The organism is Aeromonas sp. s5 (assembly GCF_040907865.1).
Taxonomy (GTDB): domain Bacteria; phylum Pseudomonadota; class Gammaproteobacteria; order Enterobacterales; family Aeromonadaceae; genus Aeromonas; species Aeromonas dhakensis.
This window is the reverse complement of record NZ_JBFOCO010000033.1, coordinates 617896-634587: the sequence shown is the minus strand read 5'-3', so window position 1 is coordinate 634587 and position 16692 is coordinate 617896. Positions and strand designations below refer to the sequence as shown.

The 16692-nt window shown below is 63.5% G+C and carries 14 protein-coding genes and 1 other annotated feature; of the genes, 11 read left to right on the top strand and 3 right to left on the bottom strand.

Annotation, left to right across the window (positions count from 1 at the left end):
* Window positions 1-16 precede the first annotated feature (16 nt).
* A complete protein-coding gene (locus AB5Y94_RS22225) occupies window positions 17-259 on the bottom strand; it encodes a hypothetical protein (protein WP_005301068.1) in 243 nt (80 codons plus the stop codon).
* 186 nt (window positions 260-445) lie between these two features.
* Window positions 446-570 (top strand) — a sequence feature (His leader region).
* A gap of 28 nt (window positions 571-598) precedes the next feature.
* On the opposite strand from AB5Y94_RS22225, the gene hisG reads away from it, so the two are divergent.
* The 11 genes from hisG to hisIE all read left to right on the top strand — a co-directional run bounded on the left by hisG (window position 599) and on the right by hisIE (window position 15383).
* On the top strand, window positions 599-1495 hold the full coding sequence (gene hisG / locus AB5Y94_RS22220; protein WP_017778988.1) for an ATP phosphoribosyltransferase: 897 nt from the start codon (window positions 599-601) through the stop codon (window positions 1493-1495).
* A 12-nt stretch (window positions 1496-1507) separates the two neighbouring features.
* Window positions 1508-2833 (top strand): histidinol dehydrogenase, encoded by a 1326-nt coding sequence (gene hisD, locus AB5Y94_RS22215; protein WP_368206610.1) that lies wholly within the window; start codon window positions 1508-1510, stop codon window positions 2831-2833.
* Window positions 2830-3897, top strand: coding sequence for a histidinol-phosphate transaminase (gene hisC, locus AB5Y94_RS22210; RefSeq protein ID WP_368206609.1), 1068 nt, complete (start codon window positions 2830-2832; stop codon window positions 3895-3897). The genes hisD and hisC overlap by 4 nt, the downstream gene beginning before the upstream one ends.
* A gap of 15 nt (window positions 3898-3912) precedes the next feature.
* Window positions 3913-5043, top strand: a complete 1131-nt coding sequence (gene hisB / locus AB5Y94_RS22205) for a bifunctional histidinol-phosphatase/imidazoleglycerol-phosphate dehydratase HisB (RefSeq protein WP_213343390.1) — start codon at window positions 3913-3915, stop codon at window positions 5041-5043.
* On the top strand, window positions 5043-5672 hold the full coding sequence (hisH, locus tag AB5Y94_RS22200; protein WP_368206608.1) for an imidazole glycerol phosphate synthase subunit HisH: 630 nt from the start codon (window positions 5043-5045) through the stop codon (window positions 5670-5672). The genes hisB and hisH overlap by 1 nt, the downstream gene beginning before the upstream one ends.
* Before the next feature lie 5 nt (window positions 5673-5677).
* On the top strand, window positions 5678-6427 hold the full coding sequence (gene hisA / locus AB5Y94_RS22195; RefSeq protein ID WP_368206607.1) for a 1-(5-phosphoribosyl)-5-[(5-phosphoribosylamino)methylideneamino]imidazole-4-carboxamide isomerase: 750 nt from the start codon (window positions 5678-5680) through the stop codon (window positions 6425-6427).
* 150 nt (window positions 6428-6577) lie between these two features.
* Window positions 6578-7687, top strand: a complete 1110-nt coding sequence (locus AB5Y94_RS22190; protein WP_010633932.1) for a two-component system response regulator — start codon at window positions 6578-6580, stop codon at window positions 7685-7687.
* Window positions 7680-9833 (top strand): PAS domain S-box protein, encoded by a 2154-nt coding sequence (locus AB5Y94_RS22185; RefSeq protein WP_368206606.1) that lies wholly within the window; start codon window positions 7680-7682, stop codon window positions 9831-9833. The genes AB5Y94_RS22190 and AB5Y94_RS22185 overlap by 8 nt, the downstream gene beginning before the upstream one ends.
* Entirely contained in the window at window positions 9830-13801 is a 3972-nt protein-coding gene (locus AB5Y94_RS22180) for a PAS domain S-box protein (RefSeq protein WP_368206605.1), read from the top strand. Before AB5Y94_RS22185 ends, AB5Y94_RS22180 begins: the two co-directional genes overlap by 4 nt.
* A 180-nt stretch (window positions 13802-13981) precedes the next feature.
* Entirely contained in the window at window positions 13982-14755 is a 774-nt protein-coding gene (gene hisF / locus AB5Y94_RS22175; RefSeq protein WP_011706044.1) for an imidazole glycerol phosphate synthase subunit HisF, read from the top strand.
* A complete protein-coding gene (gene hisIE, locus AB5Y94_RS22170; RefSeq protein WP_010633928.1) occupies window positions 14748-15383 on the top strand; it encodes a bifunctional phosphoribosyl-AMP cyclohydrolase/phosphoribosyl-ATP diphosphatase HisIE in 636 nt (211 codons plus the stop codon). The genes hisF and hisIE overlap by 8 nt, the downstream gene beginning before the upstream one ends.
* 91 nt (window positions 15384-15474) lie before the next feature.
* Here hisIE and AB5Y94_RS22165 read toward each other — a convergent pair whose 3' ends face one another.
* On the bottom strand, window positions 15475-15795 hold the full coding sequence (locus AB5Y94_RS22165; protein ID WP_010633927.1) for a hypothetical protein: 321 nt from the start codon (window positions 15793-15795) through the stop codon (window positions 15475-15477).
* A gap of 66 nt (window positions 15796-15861) precedes the next feature.
* Window positions 15862-16560 carry a helix-turn-helix transcriptional regulator gene (locus tag AB5Y94_RS22160; protein ID WP_368206709.1) on the bottom strand — a complete coding sequence of 233 codons (699 nt, stop codon included), beginning with the start codon at window positions 16558-16560 and terminating at the stop codon, window positions 15862-15864.
* Window positions 16561-16692 lie beyond the last annotated feature (132 nt).

Sequence of the window (16692 nt, the reverse complement as noted above, 5' to 3'; positions counted from 1 at the left end):
GGACTGACTTCTGCCCCTAGACGAAGAGATCGATCTGGTGATCTGGGTCCGGCTTGTGATCGTCCTCTTCAGGCTTTTCCTGATCACGCTTGGCCGAGGGGTAAGGCTGCTGGCGCTGCTGGGAGTCACCGTTGTCGGTGCTGGTCTTGCGCAGCTGATGCTTCTGGCTGATCTGGGTTACTTCCCGCTTGATGTCGTCACTGCTCGGCGCGGCCGGCGCCCTGGGCAGAATGGGGAATAACAGGTCCTGGCTGGGCATGATGTCGCCTCCTCTGGCTCACCTTGTCTAGTTATCGACCATAAAACCGTTTTCTCAACTTTAATCGACCAAATCACATTTTCCGGTTGCTTTTTCCGTCAAGGCAGGTAGTTTAAATCGGGCGTCAACTACGACATCTTATTTGTAAAGGATTGATTACATGCAGTTCACCAGCCTGAAGACTCATCACCACCATCATCATCCCGAATAGTCTTTCAGGAGGTTGACTGCTGGAAGACACTTAACTGGTGACTTCCAAAAGGACCGCAAGATTCATAAACCCTCGGAAGCACCCACTTCCGAGGGTTTTTTCGTTTTTGACTAGAAGGAAATCGAGCAATGGAAACACAACGTCTGCGCATCGCCATGCAAAAATCCGGTCGCCTGAGCCAGGACTCCCAGGCTCTGTTCAAGAGCTGCGGCCTCAAGATCAACCTGCGCGAACAGCGCCTCATCGCCCATGTCGAGAACATGCCCATCGACATCCTGCGGGTACGCGATGACGACATCCCGGGGCTGGTGATGGAAGGGGTGGTCGACCTTGGCATCATAGGCGAGAACGTGCTGGAAGAGGTGCAGCTCATCCGCGCCTCCCAGGACCAGCCCTTTGCGGTCAAGACCCTCAAACAGCTCGACTTCGGCGGCTGCCGCCTCTCGCTGGCGGTGCCGGACGACGTCAACTACACCGGGCCAGAGAGCCTCGCCGGCAAGCGCATCGCCACCTCCTACCCTGGGCTGCTCAAGCGCTTCTTCGACGAAAAGGGGCTCGGCTTCAAGAGCGTGATGCTGGGCGGCTCGGTGGAAGTGGCACCGCGCGCGGGCCTGGCCGACGCTATCTGCGATCTGGTCTCCACCGGTGCCACCCTGGAGGCCAACGGTCTCAAAGAGGTGGAGGTGATCTACCGATCCAAGGCGGTACTGGTACAGGCGCCCAACCCCTTGTCCGATGCCAAGCAGAAGATCATCGACACCCTGCTGCCCCGCATTCAGGGGATGCAGCAGGCGCGCGAGAGCAAGTACATCATGCTGCACGCCCCCAAGGACAAGCTCGATGCCATCACCGATCTGCTACCGGGGGCCGAACGTCCCACCATCATGCAGCTGGCGGGCGAGACCAATCAGGTGGCGCTGCACGTCGTCTCCAGCGAGACCCTGTTCTGGGAGACCATGGAGCAGCTCAAGGCGCTGGGTGCCAGCTCCATTCTGGTGCTGCCCATCGAGAAGATGATGGAATAAGGAAGGGATATCATGCAGACCCTGATCTGGAAGACCCTCTCCCCCGCCCAGCAGGCCGACGTGCTGACCCGACCCGCCCTGAGTGACGAAGCCGACATCGGCGCCGTGGTACGGGAGATCATCGCCGCGGTACGCAGCCGGGGAGATGAGGCCCTGCGCGAGCTGAGCCAGCGCTTCGAGCGTGCCCCGCGCCAGCAACTGCAGGTAAGCAATGCCGAAATCGAGGCCGCCTGTGAGCGCCTCGATGACGAGATCAAGGCCGCCATCGAGGCGGCCATCGCCAACATTCGCACCTTCCACGCCGCGCAAGCGCAACCCGTGGTGCGGGTGGAAACCCAGCCCGGGGTGGTGTGCGAGCTGCGCACCCAGCCCATCGGCCGGGTCGGCCTCTACGTGCCGGGTGGCAGCGCCCCGCTCCCCTCCACCGTGATGATGCTGGCCATTCCGGCAGCGATCGCCGGTTGCCGAGAAGTGGTGCTCTGCACCCCGTCCCCGGCCAGCGACGAGATCCTGTTTGCCGCCCGTGCCTGCGGGGTCGAGAAGGTGTTCGCCATCGGCGGTGCCCAGGCCATCGCGGCCATGGCTTACGGCACCGAAAGCATTCCCAAGGTGGACAAGATCTTCGGCCCGGGCAATGCCTATGTGACCGAAGCCAAGGGCCAGGTGTCCCGCGACTGGCGCGGCGCCGCCATCGACATGCCGGCCGGCCCCTCCGAGGTGCTGGTGATCGCCGACGAGAGCGCCAACCCGGCCTTCGTGGCGGCGGATCTGCTCTCCCAGGCCGAGCACGGCCCCGACAGCCAGGTGGTGCTGGTGACCACCTCGCCGCTGCTGGCCGACGCCATCAACGGAGAGATCAAGCGCCAGCTGGCCAAACTGACTCGGCGCGACATCGCCGCCAAGGCGCTGGGTTCAAGCCTGGTGATCCTCTGTCACGATCTGGCCGAGGCGTGCGCCATCTCCAACGCCTACGCGCCGGAGCACCTGATCGTGCAGACCCGCGCCCCGCGCGAGCTGCTGGACCGGCTTGAAAACGCCGGCTCCATCTTCCTCGGTGCATGGACACCGGAATCGGTCGGCGATTACGCCAGCGGCACCAACCACACTCTGCCCACCTACGGCTATGCCCGCACCTGCTCGAGCCTTGGCCTCGCCGACTATCAGCGCCGCTACACGGTGCAGGAGCTGAGCGAGCGCGGCATTCAGGGCCTTGGCCCCATAGTCCAGCACATCGCCCAGGCCGAGGGGCTTGATGGCCACAAGAACGCCGTCACCCTGCGGTTGAACGCCCTGGCCGCCGCGTCCCAACAAACAGCACAGCAGAAGGATTTGTCATGAGCATTGCCAATCTGGCGCGCCGCGTGGTGCGGGCCCTCACCCCCTATCAATCCGCCCGCCGCATCGGCGGCAAGGGCCACGTCTGGCTCAACGCCAACGAGGCCCCGCTGGCCTATCCCTTCACCATCGAGGGGAGCCGTCTCAACCGCTACCCCGAGTGCCAACCGGCCGAGGTGGTGAACGGCTATGCCGCCTACGCCGCGGTCAATCCCGATCAGGTGCTGGTGAGCCGCGGTGCCGACGAGGCCATCGAGCTGTTGATCCGCACCTTCTGCGAGGCGGGGCAGGATCAGATCCTCATCTGCCCCCCCACCTACGGCATGTACGCCATCAGCGCCGAGACCTGTGGTGTCGGTATCGTCGAGCAGCCGCTGACCGCAAACCGCCAGCCCGACTGGCCCGCCATCGCCGATCGCCTCGGCGACGTGAAGCTGGTGTTTCTCTGCTCCCCCAACAACCCCACCGGGGATCTGGTGGGTCGCGACGGGCTCATCGCCCTGCTGGAGAAGGCGCAGGATCGCGCCATCGTGGTGGTGGACGAGGCCTATATCGAGTTCTGCCCCGAGGCTTCCGTGGTGGACCTGCTGGCTCGCTTCCCCAATCTGGTGGTGACCCGCACCCTCTCCAAGGCCTTTGCCCTGGCGGGGATCCGCTGCGGCTTTACGCTGGCAAACCCGGAGGTGATCGCCATGCTGGCCAAGGTGATCGCCCCCTATCCCATTCCCGAGCCTATCGCCCAGATAGCGGCGCAGGCCCTCTCCCCCATGGGGCTCGAGCTGATGCACGAGCGTGTGGTGGAGCTCAACAGGCAAAAGGCCGCCTTCAAGGCTGAGCTGGCCAAGCTTGCCTGCGTGAAGGAAGTGTTCGAGGACAAGGGCAACTTTGTGCTGGTGCGCTTTGTGGATGGCGCCAGCGTGTTTGCCGCCATGAAGGCCGCCGGCATCATCTTGCGGGACTTCTCGACCAAGCCGGGCCTTGATAACAGCATTCGCGTCACCATCGGCTATCAGGGCGAGATGGACGCCGTGCTGGCCGTGCTGCGTGATCTGCCCCCCACTTTGTAAGACAAGGATGTAGCGATGAAGACCCCGTTTTTGTTTATCGACCGCGACGGTACCCTGATTGAAGAGCCGGTGACCGACAAGCAGGTGGACAGCCTCGCCAAGCTGCGCTTCGAGCCCATGGTGATCCCGGTGCTGCGCGAGCTGCAGGCCGCCGGTTACGTGCTGGTGATGGTGACCAACCAGGATGGGCTGGGCACCACCAGCCTGCCGCTGGAGAACTTCCAGCCGCCCCACGATCTGATGATGCACCTGTTCGAATCGCAAGGAGTGAGCTGGGAGCAGGTGCTGATCTGCCCCCACTTCCCCACCGACGGCTGCAGCTGCCGCAAGCCCCACCTCGGCCTGGTCAAGGAGTATCTCGCCTCGGGTCGCATCGACTTTGCCAACTCCTTCGTGATTGGTGACAGACAGACCGATCTGCAGCTTGCCGAGAACATGGGCATTGGCGGGATTCGCTACCACCCGCAAGATCACGGCTGGCTCGCCATTCGTGATCAGTTACTTTCCAAAGGACGAGTTGCCGAGGTGGAGCGCTATACCAAGGAGACCCGCATCCAGGTGGCTGTGGATTTAGACAAGAGCGGCGGCAACCAGATTGAAACCGGCATAGGCTTTTTTGATCACATGCTGGATCAGATAGCGACCCACGCCGGTTTCAGGCTCAAGCTCAAGGTCAGCGGCGATCTGCACATCGACGATCACCACACGGTGGAAGATGTCGGCCTCGCCCTCGGTCAGGCCCTGCGCCAGGCCCTTGGCAACAAGCGCGGCATCGGCCGCTTCGGCTTCGTACTGGCGATGGACGAGGTACAGGCGGTGATCGACGGCCGCCCGCGTGCGGATGAAGAGACCCCGCTCACCGAGCAGGAGGTGGCCACCGCGCTGGATTTGAGCGGCCGCCCCTACTTTGTGTTCGACTGCCCGAGCGGTTTTGGCCGCGACAACGTGGGCGAGATGGCCACCGAGATGGTGCCCCACTTCTTTCGCTCCCTCTCGGACGCCATGGCCATCACATTGCAGATGAAGGTGGGCAGCGGCAACACCCACCACCAGGTGGAGGCGCTGTTCAAGGGCTTTGGCCGCGCCCTGCGCCAGGCGATCCGGGTGGAAGGGAGCGAGCTGCCCTCCAGCAAGGGGGTGCTGTGATGGAAGTGAACAAACAGAAGCTGGTCATCATCGACACGGGGTGTGCCAACCTCGCCTCGGTCAGGATGGCGTTCGAGCGCCTCGGCGTGCAACCGCGGGTCTCCCGCGAGGCGGCCGACATCGAAGCGGCTGACAAGCTGATCCTGCCCGGGGTCGGCACCGCCGTGGCCGCCATGAAGAACCTCAACGAGCGCAATCTGGTGCCGCTTATTCGCGCCGCCAAACAGCCGCTGCTGGGCTTTTGCCTCGGCATGCAAATGCTGGCGGAGGCCTCCGAAGAGACCATGAGTGAGGGCGAAGACAAGGGCGGGATGATCGACTGCCTCGGCATAGTCCCAGGCAAGATCCGGCTGATGGAGGTGGGCAACCTGCGCCTGCCTCACATGGGCTGGAATCAGGTGGAGCACGACGAGAGCCACCCGCTGCTCAAGGGGATCCCAAGCGGCAGCTACTTCTACTTCGTCCACTCCTACGCCCTGGAGGTGACCGACGCCACCATCGCCACCTGCGACTACGGCCAGCCGTTTACCGCCATCGTCGGTCGTGACAACTTCTTCGGCGCCCAATTCCACCCGGAGCGCTCCGGCGCGGCCGGTGCCCGCCTACTGCAAAACTTTCTGGAGCTTTAACAAGGATGATTATCCCAGCCATTGATCTGATTAACGGCCAAGTCGTGAGGCTCTATCAGGGCGACTACGGCCAGAAGACCGCCTACAGCGACAGCCCGCAGGCCCGTTTCGATGAATATGTCTCCCAAGGGGCGGTGCAGCTGCACCTGGTGGATCTGGACGGTGCCAAGGATGCCAAGGCGCGCCAGCTCCCCCTCATCGCCCAGCTGCTGTCGGCCACCGAGGCACCGGTACAGGTAGGGGGTGGCGTGCGCAGCGAGCAGGATGTGGCGGACCTGCTGGCCGCCGGCGCCAGCCGGGTGGTGATCGGCTCCACCGCCGTCAAATCGCCGGATCTGGTGGCCAACTGGATGGAGAAGTACGGCCCCGAGCGCATCGTGCTGGCACTGGACGTCAATATCGACGCCCAGGGCAATCGCCATATCGCGGTAGCCGGCTGGCAGGAGAATAGCGGGGTGACCATAGAGGCACTGATCGAGCGCTTCCTGCCCGCCGGGCTCAAGCACGTGCTCTGCACCGACATCAGCCGTGACGGCACCCTGGCCGGTACCAACGTCGAGCTCTACCGGGATCTCTGTGCCCGCTACCCGAGCGTCGGTTTCCAGGCCTCCGGCGGCATTGGCGGCATCGAGGATATCGAGGCGCTCAAGGGCTCAGGGGTCAAGGGGATCATCCTCGGTCGCGCCCTGCTGGAGGGCAAGTTCTCGGTGGGGGACGCCATCGCCTGCTGGGGCAGTCACGGCAGCACCGGCTGATCCCGCCACAGTAGACAACCTCCTGACGTTGACTGGTGAAGGCCCACCTGTGGGCCTTCACCAGCAAGGGGTAAATCGGGGTAAGTCCTTATTACTTGGTAACAATTGACTCTATACTCCAACTCACTGAGACAACGTCACGGAGGATCTATGTTTACATCTCACTCCGCCACCATCCTGATTGTCGACGATTCCCCCGAGAATCTGATGGTGCTGACCGACCTGCTCTCCTCCACCTACCGGGTGCTCGCGGCCCAGAGCGGAGAGAAGTGCCTGCGCATCGCCACCGGCAAGATCACACCGGACCTCATCCTGCTGGATGTGATGATGCCTGGCATGGACGGCTACGAGGTGCTCAAGCAGTTGCGTCTCAACGGGCAAACCAGCCGCATCCCGGTCGTGCTGCTCACCGCCCTCGCCGATCCCCAGAGCGAAGAGTACGGCCTGTCGCTGGGAGCCGCCGACTACATCACCAAACCCATCAAACCCGCCATCGTCCAGGCCAGGGTACGCACCCAGCTGGAGGCCAAGCAGGCCCGCGACGGTCTGCAGAACCAGAATGCCGCGCTGGAGGCCGAAGTGGCACGGCGCATGGCGGAAAATGATCTGACCCAGCAGGTCTCCATCCGCGCCCTCGCCCATCTGGCGGAGATCCGCGATCCCGAAACCGGCAATCACATCCTGCGCACCCAGGGCTATGTCAGGCAGCTGGCCAGCGCGCTGTCGACCCATCCCCGCTTTGCCGAGACCCTGACCCCCCGCTACATCGACCTGCTGAGCCGCTCGGCCCCGCTGCACGACATCGGCAAGGTGGGCATACCGGATCAGATCCTGCTAAAACCGGGCAAGCTGACGCCCGAGGAGTGGCAGATCATGCGCACCCACGCCAAGCTCGGCAGCGATGCCATCGAGGAGGCTGAACGGGACATTGATCAGCCACTGGTATTTCTCACCCTGGCCAAGGAGATCGCCCACTGGCACCACGAGAAGTGGGACGGCAGCGGCTATCCGGACGGTCTGAAGGGAGACGCCATTCCACTCTCGGCCCGCTTGATGGCGCTGGCGGATGTGTTCGACGCCCTCATCAACGTGCGGGTCTACAAGGCGGCCATGCCCTATGACGAGGCGCGCGCCCTGATCCTCTCCGGCAGCGGCCAGCATTTTGACCCGGACGTGGTAACCGCCTTTGACAGCCACTTCGACGAGTTCATCGCCATCGCCGAGCGCTACAAGGACGACAACGAGGTCCCTCATGGCTGAACGGCCGCCCTTGACCCGGGCCCATGTACTCAATGTGGTGCTCACCTATGCCGCCGTGGCGAGCCTGTGGATCCTGCTCTCCGACAAGGCGGTGGAGTGGCTGTTCAGCACCCCGGCGCAATTCGCACTGGCCAGTACCATCAAGGGGTGGCTGTTCATTGTCATCACCGCCACCCTGCTCTACGCCATGCTGCGCCGGCGCATCGATCAGCCCACCGTCAGCAGCACGCCATCGAGGCGCCAACTGCTTCCCTTCGTGCTGTTCAATGGCCTCATCATCGCCCTGACCGCCATGGCCATCGCCCAGAACATCAATCTGACCCAGGACAAGGAGGCGACCCGGCTCGAGACCATCGCCGACCTCAAAGGCAAGCGCATCACCGAGTGGCTCAACTCCCGCGAATTCGACGCCCACATACTGCTCGAAAACCCGCTCTATGGCGCCCTCTATCGCGAAGCCCAGACCAGCCATGCCGGCCAAGCCGACCTGATGGCCAGGCTCGATGAGTTTCTCTCCATCCGCCGTTTCAGCGCCGCCACCGTGCTGGCGCCGAGTGGCGAGGTGCTGTGGCAGACGCAAGGGGCCAGCGGTCTCAACCGCGCGCTGCGCAATGCCCTGGCCAGTGTCAGCGCCGGGCGTATCACCCGGGTGGGCCCCTACCTGGACGAGCAAGGGCATGCCCGGCTCGATTTCATCGCTCCCCTGCCGGTGACCGACGGCAAGCCCCCCCTGATCGTGCTGCAGATCAGCAGCAGCGATCCCCTCAACAGCATTCTCAAGACCTGGCCGGTGCCGGACAGCAGCGGCGAAGCCCTGCTGTTTCGCCGCAACGGCGAGCAGATCCAGTTCATCAATGACGTCCGCTATCGTCCGGACTCGGCCCTCACCCTGCAGTTGCCGGCCAGCAGCAAGGAGCTGCTGGCGGCCCAGTACCTGCGCCATGATCACGACGCCCAGGACAAAGCGATCTTCTTTGGCCGGGACTATCGCAACGTGCCGGTGTTTGGCACCGCCCGTCCGGTGCTGGGCACCGACTGGTACCTGCTGGCCAAGATAGACGAGGCAGAGCTCAACCGCGCGGTATTGAAAGAGAGCATCTGGATCGGGCTCATCGGCCTGCTTGCCCTCTTCATTACCAATGCGGGCATCGTACTGCTGCGCCAGCACACCCGGCTGCAGATGGCCGAGCAGGTTCGCCAGTCCCAGGCCGGCCGGCTGCAGGCGCTGCAGTTGCTCTCCGCCATCGCCGACAGCTCGGAAGACGCCATCTTCGCCAAGGATCTGGAGGGCAAGTACATCCTGTTCAACCGCGCCGCCAGCCAGTTCGTCGGCAAGTCGGCCAGCGAGATGCTGGGCCAGGATGACACGGCCATCTTTCCCCCCGATCAGGCGCGCATGCTGATGGAGATTGGCCGCCAGGTGATTGCCAGCAACCGGGTGCAGACCCAGGAGGAGTTTCTGACCCTGCCAGGCGGCGAGCGGGTGTTTCTCGCCACCAAGGGGCCGCTGCAGGGCAGCGATGGCGAGGTGATCGGTATCTTTGGCATCTCTCGCGACATCACCGACTTCAAGCGGGCCGAAGCGGGCCTGCGCGAGCGTGAAGGGCTGTTCCGCGCCCTGGTGGAGCAATCCCTGGCCGGCATCTACATCATCCAGCAGGGTCAACTCTGCTACATCAACCCCGGTTTTGCCCGCCTGTTCGGCTACGGTTCGACTGCGGCACTGCTGAAGATTGGCTCCCTGCCAGCCCTGGCCAGTGCCAAGGACAGCGCCAGAGTGGCCGAACAGCTGCAGCGCTGCGAGCAGGAAGACAGCGAGATCCACACCCGCTTCACCGCCCTGCATCACGATCACCAGAACATCGAGATGGAGCTGTACGGCCGGCGTGTCGACTACCGTGGCCAGCCCGCAGTACTCGGCCTCTTGCTGGACATCACGGAGCGGGAGCAGGTCGAACAGGCCCTGACCCGCCAGGCGAGCGAACTGCGCCAGCAAAACAACGAGCTGGAGCGGTTCAACAAGGTGATGGTGGACAGGGAGCTCGCCATGCTGGCCCTCAAGCACAAGATCAATGAGTTGTCGCTCCAGCTCGGAGAGCAGCCCCCCTACCCGCAGACCCCCACTCCACCGGAAGAGTCCCTATGATGAACTGGTCTTCGCTGTGGCATCTTCGCCCCACCAAACAGCGCTGGGGCGTCTGCCTGCTGGCACTGCTGCTGCCCGTCCTGATGCTGCAGATCCGGGTCCAGCTGCCCATCGCCTTTGGCGAGCGCCCCCTGCTGGTGCTGTTCATGCTGCCCATCATCGTCTGTGCCCTGCTGGGGGGCCTGCTGCCCGGTCTGCTCTGCACCCTGATGAGCGGCCTGCTCACGGCCTACTTCGTGTTGCTCCCGGTTCACGCGCTGCGCATCGGCTCCGGCCAGGATCTGGTGCAGTGGGGCATTCTGGAGGTCAACGGCATCCTCATCAGCCTGCTGAGCGCCGCGGTGCACCACTCCCGCAGCCGGGAGACCCAGCGTTGGCAAGAGCTGGCAAGCATCCAGTCCCGTCTGCAACAGAGCGAAACCCGCTTCCAGGCCACCTTCGAACAGGCGGCGGTCGGCATTGCCCTGGTCGCCCCCGACGGCAAGTGGCTGCGGGTCAACCAGCGGCTGTGCGACATGGTGGGCTATCAGGCCGACGAGCTGATGGGAATGACCTTTCAGCAGATCACCCACCCGGACGATCTCTTCATCGACCAGACCTATGTGACCCAGATGCTGGCCGGCGAACGCCAGCAGTACACCCTGGAGAAGCGCTACCTGCGCAAGGGGGGAGAGATCCTCTGGATCACCCTGACGGTGGCGCTGGTCAAAAACCTCAAGGGGGAGCCCGACTACTTCATCTCGGTGATCGAGGACAACCAGCAGCGCAAGGAGGCGGAGGAGGCCCTGCGCCGCAACGAGGGGATCCTGCGTGAATCCCAGCACCTGGCCAAGATCGACAACTGGCGCTGGCACATCGCCGATGACAGCCACTTCTGGTCGCCGGAGATCTACCGCATCTATGGCCGCGATCCCTCCCTGCCCCCTGCCATCTATCCCGAAGTGAAGAAGTATTTCACCCAGGAGGGGTGGCGAACCATTGCCCAGTCGGTCGAGCGCTGCCTGCAGGATGGTCAACCCTACGAGTGCGACGCCGAGGTGATCCACGATCAGGGTGAGCCAGCCTGGATCATCGCCCGGGGGGCGGCGCTTCGAGACAGCGAGGGGACCATAGTCGAGCTTTATGGCACGGTACAGGACATCACGGAGCGCAAACTGGCAGAGCAGCAGTTGCTGCACAACCAGCAGATAGCGCTCGATACCCAGCGCCGCGCCCGACTGGCGGCGCTCAATCTGATGGATGACGCCATCAGCGCCCGCATCCGCGCCGAGACCACCAGCAGCGCCCTGCGCGAGAGTGAACAACGGTTGCTGCTGGCCCAGGAGGGGGCGCACATCGGGATCTGGGAGTGGAACATCCAGAGTGGTCGCCTCTACTTCTCCCCCGAGTGCGCCCGCCTCTATGGCCGCAGCGCCGAGCAGCTCGGCGAGATCCACACCTGGCAGCGCTGCCTGCACCCGGACGACAAGCCACGCATCGACAAGCTGCTGGCAGACCTCCCCGCCGGCGGCAAGCCGGTCGAACTCGAGTTCCGGATCCTGCTGCCCAATGGCGAGGTGCGCTGGCTCAGCAGCAAGGGCAGCGTCTATCGGGATGCCCAGCAGCGCCCGCTGCGCCTGCTCGGCATCCATCTGGACATCACAGAGCGCAAACTGGCCGAGCAGCAGCTGCGCCAGCTGTCGCTCGCGCTGGAGCAGAGTCCGGACGGCGTCTTCATCACCGATACCCAGGCCCGCATCGAGTATGTCAACGTCGCCTTCCTGACCAACAGCGGCTACCAGCAGAGCGAAGTGATCGGCCAGACCCCGACCCTGCTGCGCTCCGGCCTCACCCCCAGGGCCACCTATATCGCCCTGTGGGACGCCATCAAGCACGGCCAGCGCTGGCACGGCGAGTTCATCAACAAACGCAAGGACGGCACCCACTATCATGTGCTGGCCACCGTCTCCCCCATCCGCCAGGAGAATGGGGTCGTGACCCACTACGTGACGGTACAGGCCGACATCACCGAGAAGAAGCAGCTCGGCGAGGAGCTGGATCAATACCGCTATCACCTGGAGGAGATGGTTGACGAGCGCACCCTGCAACTGGCCCAGGCCCATCAGCGGGCGGAGAGCGCCAACCGCGCCAAGAGTGCGTTTCTGGCCAACATGAGCCACGAGATCCGCACCCCCATGAACGCCATTCTGGGGCTCACCTATCTGCTCAAGCGCGACACGCCGGATCACACCCAGCAGGAGCGGCTGGAGAAGATCGACAACGCCGCCCAGCACCTGCTCACCATCATCAACGACATTCTGGATCTCTCCAAAATCGATGCCGGCAAGATGGCGCTGGAGCAAAGCGACTTCTCCCTCACCGCCATGCTGGACAACGTCAGCGCCCTGATGAGCGAGCAGGCCCGCGCCAAGGGGCTCACCATCATAGTCGACATCGGCGACACCCCGGCCTGGGTGCACGGCGACATCACCCGCCTGCGTCAGGCGCTGCTCAACTACACGGCCAATGCAATCAAGTTCACCGAGCAGGGCTCGGTCACCCTGCGGGTACGACCGGAGCGCCAGCTTGGCAGCGACTATCTGCTGCGTTTTGAGGTGGAGGACACAGGAATCGGCATCAACCCGGAACAGACCGAGAAGCTGTTCCAGGCCTTCGAGCAGGCGGACGTCTCCACCACCCGCAAATATGGCGGCACCGGGCTGGGGCTCGCCATCACCAGCCGGCTCGCCACCCTGATGGGCGGGGATGTGGGGGTCAGCAGCACCCTTGGCAAGGGCAGCTGCTTCTGGTTTACCGCCCGCCTCTCGGCAGGAGTGGGCGAGCCACAACAGCCCGCCCGACTGGAGCAGACGGTGCAGCAGGCTCTCTTTTTCGCCAACCACGCCAGGGTGCTGCTGGTGGAGGACAACGCCATCAACCGCGAGGTGGTGCTGGAACTGCTCGGCAACAGCGGCCTGGTCATAGAGACGGCGGTGAACGGCCAGGAGGCGCTGGCGCGCGTCAGTCAGCACCCCTTCGATCTCATCCTGATGGACATACAGATGCCGCTGATGGATGGCTACAGCGCCACCCGCGCCATCCGGGCGCTGCCGGGCTGGGACAAGGTGCCCATTCTGGCGCTCACCGCCAGCGCCTTCGAAGAGGACAGAAGGGCCTGCGAGTCCGCCGGCATGAACGACTTCATCGCCAAACCGGTCACCCCGACCCGCCTGTTTGCAGCACTGCAACAGTGGCTGCCCAACAGCTCAGCCGCCAAACCTGGTTATCAGCGCCGGGCCAACGATCTGCTGATCGGCCCCCTCGCCCGCCTGCAAGGGGTGCCCGGGCTCGACCTGCAGCAAGGGCTGGCGGTGTTGCAGGGCAACCAGAACAAGTACGTGACCCTGCTGCGCCACTTCGCCAGCGAACACAGCCTGGACATGCAGCAGCTGGCCGCTCAGCTGCAAACCGGTGACAAGCCCGCCGCCACCCGGCTGGTTCACACCCTGCGCGGGGTGGCCAGCACCCTGGGGCTGGTCGAGCTGGCCGCGCTCTGCCAGCAGCTGGAGCAGGCCCTTGCCAAAGGAAACCTGGTCCCGGCCGAGCTGATGATGCCCATCGAGCGCCACCTCTCTGAGCTGCTCAACCTGCTGGGAGAGGAGGAGCGCCTGGTCCCCGCCACCTCGGCCCCCCTTGGCGGCCAGTGGCAACAACCGCTGCTGCGTCAGATGGAAGATTTGCTGCTGCAAAGCGACACCGCTGTGCTGCCGCTGTTCGAGCAGTATGCCGCCCCCCTGATGCTCACGCTGGGCACTCAGGGCGAGACGCTGGCACGCCAGCTCAAGGTGTTCGACTTTGATGGGGCCCTGCTCACTCTGCGGGCACTGCTGGCAACGGATGATGCTCATGGGGAACCCCTGGCACGCCAGCCCGATGGCAGCAAGGGATCTCAGGGGGCCAACAGGGCGGATAAAGGGTTGAATCACTGAATAAAGTCGTGCATATAGTGGTGTTCCCCCGCGTGAAAACACCGTCCGGATCCGGTCTTTTCTCCCGTACAGGAACCCGCTGTTAAAGCATGCCATTGACATTTTTTCACTCGCCACCGGGCTCTCGGGCCCGTTAGCAACAACGTTAGTTTTAACAGTGCTTTACATGGAGCAACGAGCATGTTGTCAAAGCGTATTATCCCCTGCCTCGACGTCAAAGATGGCGTGGTGGTCAAGGGAGTGCAGTTTCGTAATCACGAGGTGATGGGCGGCATCGTCGAGCTGGCCCGCCGCTACGCCAGCGAGGGGGCCGACGAGCTGGTGTTTTACGACATCACCGCCTCGAGCGATGAGCGGGTGGTGGACAAGAGCTGGGTGAGCCGGGTGGCCGAGGTCATCGACATCCCCTTCTGCGTCGCCGGTGGCATCAAGAGTGTCGAAGATGCCCGCCAGATCCTGGAATTCGGGGCCGACAAGGTCTCCATCAACTCGCCGGCGCTGGCCGATCCCACCCTCATCACCCGCCTGGCCGAGCGCTTCGGCGTGCAGTGCGTGGTGGTGGGCATAGACTCCTATTTTGATGCCCAGAGCGGTCACTATCAGGTCAAGCAGTTTACCGGCGACGAGAGCCGCACTCGCACCACCGCCTGGCATACCCTCGATTGGGTCGAGGAGGCGCAAAAGCGTGGCGCCGGTGAAATCGTGCTGAACGTGATGAACCAGGACGGCATGCGCCAGGGCTATGATCTCGAGCAACTCAAGCTGGTGCGGGCCGTCTGCAAGGTGCCGCTCATCGCCTCCGGCGGCGCCGGTGCCATGGAGCACTTTCGCGATGCCTTCACCCTCGCCGACGTGGACGGAGCGCTGGCCGCCTCCGTGTTCCACAAAGGCCTTATCCCCATTCCCGAACTGAAACGCTGGCTGAAAACCGAAGGAGTCGCCATCCGTGAATAATCAAGCTGTAAACAACGACGTATCGCTGGCTGAGCGCCTGGACTGGGCGAAATGTGACGGCATGATCCCCGCCATCGTCCAGCATGCCGCCAGCGGCGAGGTGCTGATGCAGGGATTCATGACCCGGGAAGCCCTGGATAAAACCCTGGCGACCGGCCAGGTCACCTTCTTCAGCCGCAGCAAGCAGCGCCTCTGGACCAAGGGGGAAAGCTCGGGCCATGTGCTTCAGCTGGTCGCCATCACCACCGACTGCGATCAGGACTCCCTGCTGATCGCCGCCAACCCCGTCGGCCCCACCTGCCATCTGGGCAACCCCTCCTGCTTTGACGGCCACCCCGTGCCGCCCCTTGGCTTCCTGGCCGAGCTCGAGCAGATCCTGGCAGCACGCAAAGGCGCGGATCCGGCCACCAGCTACACCGCCAGCCTCTATGCCAAGGGCACCAAACGCATCGCCCAGAAGGTGGGTGAAGAGGGTGTGGAAGTGGCGCTGGCCGCCATGGCCAAGGATCGGGAGGAACTTATCAACGAATCCGCCGATCTGCTCTACCACCTGACCGTCTTGCTGCAAAACGAAGGGCTGGCGTTGAAGGATGTGGTGCAGCGGCTTTATGAGCGCCACACCAAGTGATGACCAACCGGTGAAGCACAAACGGGCCCTGATGGGCCCGTTTCCTTTAATGGTCAGCACCGGCACGAAAGCCGGCAGGCCGCACACTCTCTCAGCCGATACGGGTCCAGAAGCTCATGCTCACCGAGTCAGGATCCAGCAGAGTCAGGTACTCCCCTGCAACGGCATTGTGCAACCACTGCTGGCAATAGGCTTCGACCAGTGACTGGCTGGGGGCCATCACCAGATCGGCATAGACACCGTCGGCGCCGCGCAGCAGGCAGTGCACAATGAGTTCGGACTGCTGGACAAGAAATTCGGACTCGACCCTGTGTGCCAGGGCAAGCAAATCCGCCTCCGTCACCCCCTCCTTGAGCCTGAAAGTGGCAAACTCGACGCCCCCTGCCCCTTGCATGTCGCCCTTGATGATCATCTTGTTCTCTCCGTTGTATATGGTCTGGAGAAAACAGCATAACGAAGGGCTACTGACAGCCTTGTGTCAGTCCTGAATTGCCGTTTCGGCACCACTGCGCGCATGAGTGAACTCGTCCGACTGCCGCAGGGTGAGGTAATCGGCCAGGGTCACGCCAAGAGGTGCCCCTTCCCCCTGACGGCACTGTGCCAGGGTATCGATGCGATCCACTCTGAAATCCCGGTAGGCCTGACGCAGCGCACACCAGGCGCCGAGCGTCCAGCATCCGCCCCAGTAAAAGAGTCCGAGGGGATAGATGTGGCGGCCCGTCTTGCAGGCTTTGGCATCCTGATAACCTATTTCCAGCCAGCGGCCGGCGGTGATGGCCTCGTGCAACTGATCCCAGCGGGCGTATACCGGATGCGCCGTGCGATAGTCCGGTACCCGCACCACGGGGTCGCAGTCCACCTGAATACCCTGAGCCGGCAAAGCGGCCTCTATCTTGGCGAGCAGGGCCCGGGCCGGATCGGCCATCCCCTTGCCGGTCAGCACCGCCACCAGGTTTACCCCGGTGATGAGGGCCTCCAGCTCGGCTGCGCTCAACTGCAAGGGGGCCATCTCGAACCCCTCGCTCAGCCGATAGCCCAGCCCGGCTTCACCATAAACGGGAATGCCAGCCAGAGAGAGATCGTCCATATAGCGGTAGATGGTGCGCTCCGAGACACACAGACGCGTTGCCAGCTCGCGGGCGGTCAGAGGCTGGTGAGCCCGCAGCAGGTTGGTCAATTGAAACAGTCGATCCGATTTTCTCACGGGTATCCTCAGGCTGGCGGGACATGCCGGCCATGGTAAGCCGGGACGGGCTCGAAAGGCACGTATTGTTGGCTGGCAACCGCTACCGGCGAGGCCTTGCTTCCT